This window comes from Arsenophonus sp. ENCA (genome assembly GCF_002287155.1).
In the GTDB taxonomy this organism is placed as follows: Bacteria; Pseudomonadota; Gammaproteobacteria; order Enterobacterales; family Enterobacteriaceae; genus Arsenophonus; species Arsenophonus nilaparvatae.
This window is the reverse complement of record NZ_NHNG01000272.1, coordinates 1-4,565: the sequence shown is the minus strand read 5'-3', so window position 1 is coordinate 4,565 and position 4,565 is coordinate 1. Positions and strand designations below refer to the sequence as shown.

Here is a 4,565-nt window from a genome sequence, read left to right as displayed (position 1 = left end):
AAAACAAGAAAGGCCAGAGAAATGACAGCTCTTCGAGCTGTTTGCTATCCATCTCCCACCTAATGCTAAAAGCTCGTTTTACTCGCAATTAACATTCAGGAAGGAGAATTTCGCAAGTTTAGTTAAACCGCTTGTTTCTCCTTCTCAACTTTAGGAGAGTCCGATGTCTGTGTAGGTTCGCAGCATAATCTCTATTTATTCAACAACGCCCAGTTTTGCATGATCGGTGACATTAACTACTTTTTTAAATATAAACCTACGCGATAAGTTGCACGCCTTTACGAATAAAGTTAGCAGGAATATATGTATCAAGCCCTGTATGTTTACAGTATTCAATAAGTTGAAAAATGCTATTAATGTCTGCTTTCCTATAGATGTTCTTTAAGTGTGATTCAACCGTTGAAGGAAAAATATCTAACCTTTTAGCTATTTCTTTAGACGTGAGCCGTTGTTGTGCCCAAAAGATGACTTCGAGTTCTCTTTTGGTAAAGATATCATTAGGATCATCAATTTGAATGGTTTTTCGATTTAATCTATTTATGTAATAAAGCAGTGTTGGTATTTCAAGTTGTCTACCGTAACAAACCACCCCAATAATATTATTTTTATCGTCATAAAGAGGTGCTTTTTCTGATAAATGTGGTATTAAATGGCCTGTATTTCCAGATCCGTAACGGTGAATATCTATAGATGTTATTCTCCTATTTTTAGATATTACTTTTTGGTCATGATTTATAAATTCAGACCAAAGCTCTTCACATATTTCAGTTGGCACTTCTTTGTCTGACTTTCCTTCTGGATTGAATTTTTTAGGAAATTTAAAAAATTCAAAGGCGGCATTATTTATAAAAGTATATTTTGATTCATTGTCCTTTATACACCAGTGATCTTTGCTATTCATTATGAATGACATTATAGAGCTAATTGATGACAGTTTATTTTCATAAGTATTCATGGTATCACCTTTAATTAAAAAATTAATTGGACGGTTTAAGTATAGTGTTAATTGTGGCATTTTGAATACCGAAAATAAATTAAAAGGAAATAAACGATAATGAAGCTTTCTAAAAATGAATATGTATTTAGCCGATTACCAAAAGAAAAAAAAGTAAGTTTGTTTGACATTACAATAGTTCGTATTGGTATGGCGACTTCGTTAGCTCAATTTATGTTGGGCGCAACATTAGGTCATAGAATGACATTTATCGAAGCTATGATAGCTACAACGCTCGGTAGTTTAGTTTTAGTATTTGTTAGCTTTGGTTTGGGTTATGCTGGCATGAAAGAAAGTTTATCAACCAGTGTGTTATCGAAAATGTGTGGCTTTGGAAAAATAGGCTCTATGTTAATAGGATTTATTATTTCCATCAGTTCATTAGGGTGGTTTGGTATTAATATATCGCTTATTTCTCAAGGCTTTGTTAATACAGTTTTTCCTAATGTTAATTTAGGCTTGATTACTGTTATGACGGGATTATTTTTTACTATTCTAGTCTCATTTGGTTTTAATGGGTTAAGTATTACAGCTAAGCTAGCAGTACCATTATTTTTAATGGTGATATTATTTGTTAGTTTAAAAGAAGTTTTTTTGAGTCCAATTAATAATTTCAATTTTTCGCATCCTAATGGTAAATTACTTTCTATCGGGGATGCAGCTACAATGGTGGCTGGATTATTTATTGTTGGGGCGTTAATTACCCCTGATATTAGTCGATACTGTAAAAACGACAAGCATGTATTTTGGATGATATTTAGTTCTATTCTTGTCGGTGAGTTTTTTATTAACGGTATAGCTATATTAGTTGCTCATGCATTAGGGACTGATAATGTTGTAGAAATAATGTTACATAGCGCTGGATTTATTGGACTACTTACAATTATTTTATCGGCGATTAAGGTTAATGATACAAACCTCTACTCTTCATCAATTCACATATCAGGTTTTCTAGAAGCCATTACAAAAAGAAAATCTAATTATTCTGTAGTGACTATTATTCTTGGTTTATTAGGTACGTTATTATCAGTCCTTGGTATTTTAAACTATTTCGTTGATTTCCTTTCCATGCTTGGGGTTATTTTTCCACCAATAGCAGGTGTGATGCTGGTTGATTATTATATTTTGAAAACCAGTCATAAATTATTAGACGAAACCAGAGAAAAAGGATTATTACCTTCTGATTCAGACATTCCTTTAATTGGCTGGTCAGCTATTATTTCCTGTATTTTTGGAACTGTTGTTGGTATAACATTTACATTTGGCATCCCTTCTTTAAATTCTATTTTGGTGGCTGGAATTGCTTATTGGATATTAATGAAGTTTAGGAAGCAAGTTGAATAAATAGCATGACACCCTAAACAAATTCTATAGGTTATCTTTGTTGATGATTGTTTCTAAGTGTCGGTTAACCAGAAATTTCAAAATGATTCTTTCATAACCAAGATAATCCGCACGATAAAGGTTAGCGATGTACGCAGCTTCCGTCATAGTTAATCCCGTCACGTTTTTTTCATAATCTAAAATACGTCTAACTGCTTCGGACTCTGCACCTTGCTTTAATGTGAAGACTTCATTGGCGGTGCAATGTTTGGGTAGCTGTTTTCTGTTGATAGCGGTTGGATTGACTGCCCCAAAATAATTATGGTTTTTTTCTTTTTTTGTCAGATTAATATCCGCCATGTTCAACCGTACATTCTCGCACGGATCAACAATCATCCCATCTTCCGTTTCTATCCAAGCATACTCTATGTACTCAGTAGCAAACGGCAGATTGGTTTCTGGCGCGGTAATAAGCTCTTTTTGGTATGTTCCTATCACCGATTCCCCGCGCACAAGGCGGTTGTCGGTCAAGTGACGACACAGGACGTAAGAGTAAGGGATCATCATTACTTCATCAGTCACTTCGATGATATTAATTTTATTTTTCATAGAGATAACTCTTGTGGTAAAAAAAAGCCCCAAACGGGGGCATAAAAAAATGACTTACAATGTTGAATGCTACATGGGTACATAATCTACTTTTTGACGATTGTTGATTTCTTGGTGTTGCTGATATATCGGATAGAGTCTGTTCTTTCAGAGGGCGTAGTCGCATTCAATAATATAAAAGTATAGTTTTTGCCCCCAGTCGTTACAAACAGGTCAGTACCGCCCCAACTCTCAACATTTGTGTTTTTTGACAGCAACAAGACGTTGTTTGGTAACAGACGAAGTTTATATGAATCACCATCATCCGATCCGTTAATAAAGTAATCGAGAGTCGTAATATCTTTCTGGTTTTTTTGCTTACCAAGAAATATTTTCACCGAAAAATTTTTGTACAAATATATTTTGGTTTGTTCACCCTCATTGTAAGGGATCATTACCTGTTGACCTTCGTAACTGATATTTTGTTGTGAGTCTTGTTCCGATGTTTTCCCGTTAATTGCATTGTGGTATAGATCGGATAATTGTTTTTCTTGCTGTTCTTTGGTTGTGACATAATCTTTTTTAAATGCGTCAGGATCAGGAGTTAACTCCGTTGAACCCGCATTTGCTTCTGATGCGCTCTCAGCGGCTTTGTTTGCCTCTGGTTCAGGAGGTAGCTCAGTTGAACTCGCATTTGCTTCTGGTGCGCTCTCAGCGGCTTTGTTTGCCTCTGGTGCAGGAGGTAACTCAGTTGCACTCGCATTTGCTTCTGGTGCGCTCTCAGCGGCTTTGTTTGCCTCTGGTGCAGAAGTTGACTCACTGGTTGCCGTTTGCGCTTGTGGATCTTTCTTGTCCTCGCTCTTGAAAACAGCTACGGAGCTATCAAGATCACTGTAGAAGTCTACATTGTCAGGGATTTCTTTATCTGATGTTGTCGGTTTTAAATAGAGTAAAGCGGCAACTGCAACGAGAACCACTATCAGTACAATGAGGTATCGCCCTTTTTTCTTATCTAGCTTAAAATTTTTTTCTTTGCCAGCGATAGATGAGCTACCTATTGTGTTTTTAGTTTCGTCTGGTTTCATCGTGCCTCAGCCTTTTAAACAATCCGTTAATATTGGTGTAATGGTATCTTAAATAAAATGTCGTTTTATTCAGTTAAGCGTCAGAAAGCATCGTTAAAATAAAAATCTTTTTATCGTGTGTATATTGAAAATACTTTTTTCAAAATAGGATAGTTTTAATCCCTTAAATTTGGTTTTTCGAGTTCAAAAAGTGATGCACTATCTCATTACCGTCTATCAACGTGAGCCTGTCAGCGACTTGTTGCCTGAATAGGATAGCGTCATTCGAGAACGATCCCGAAGTCACTAAAAAAACGTGAGTGGCTTCTTTATCGGCTTCCAATACGCCAATCATTTCCCTTGCCACTGCGACTCCAACTTGTTCTGTTTTCCAGTGTTTACATTGTGCAATGGATTTCATGCCGTCCTTTTGCAGGATAATATCTTTCACGTTGTCTAGACCGTACTTTAAACTAGTTGCTGAATAGAGACTTGCATTTTTTGTCACGCTATTGAGAATAAAAAGAGGTTTAACTTAGAGAATAAAGGTTTGAAATGATCAACAAAGAGCGGCTGTTACGAGATAATCGTTTATG

General features: G+C 35.8%; 5 protein-coding genes. 1 reads left to right on the top strand and 4 read right to left on the bottom strand.

Annotated features, from left to right (window positions below; translation table 11 throughout):
* Positions 1–256 precede the first annotated feature (256 nt).
* Positions 257–955, bottom strand: a complete 699-nt coding sequence (locus CBG25_RS07115; protein ID WP_290605649.1) for a PAS and helix-turn-helix domain-containing protein — start codon at positions 953–955, stop codon at positions 257–259.
* A 99-nt stretch (positions 956–1,054) separates the two neighbouring features.
* Between CBG25_RS07115 and CBG25_RS07110 the strand changes: the two genes are divergently transcribed.
* Positions 1,055–2,338: a cytosine permease gene (locus tag CBG25_RS07110; RefSeq protein ID WP_290605647.1), complete on the top strand. Its 1,284-nt coding sequence runs from the start codon at positions 1,055–1,057 to the stop codon at positions 2,336–2,338.
* A 24-nt stretch (positions 2,339–2,362) separates the two neighbouring features.
* On the opposite strand, the gene CBG25_RS07105 is transcribed toward CBG25_RS07110, so the two are convergent.
* From CBG25_RS07105 to CBG25_RS07095, 3 genes are all read right to left on the bottom strand, one after another.
* Positions 2,363–2,926: a hypothetical protein gene (locus CBG25_RS07105; protein WP_290605645.1), complete on the bottom strand. Its 564-nt coding sequence runs from the start codon at positions 2,924–2,926 to the stop codon at positions 2,363–2,365.
* A gap of 86 nt (positions 2,927–3,012) precedes the next feature.
* A complete protein-coding gene (locus CBG25_RS07100; RefSeq protein ID WP_290605643.1) occupies positions 3,013–3,990 on the bottom strand; it encodes a hypothetical protein in 978 nt (325 codons plus the stop codon).
* 163 nt (positions 3,991–4,153) lie between these two features.
* Positions 4,154–4,477 (bottom strand): restriction endonuclease, encoded by a 324-nt coding sequence (locus CBG25_RS07095; protein WP_290605641.1) that lies wholly within the window; start codon positions 4,475–4,477, stop codon positions 4,154–4,156.
* Positions 4,478–4,565: the final 88 nt, after the last annotated feature.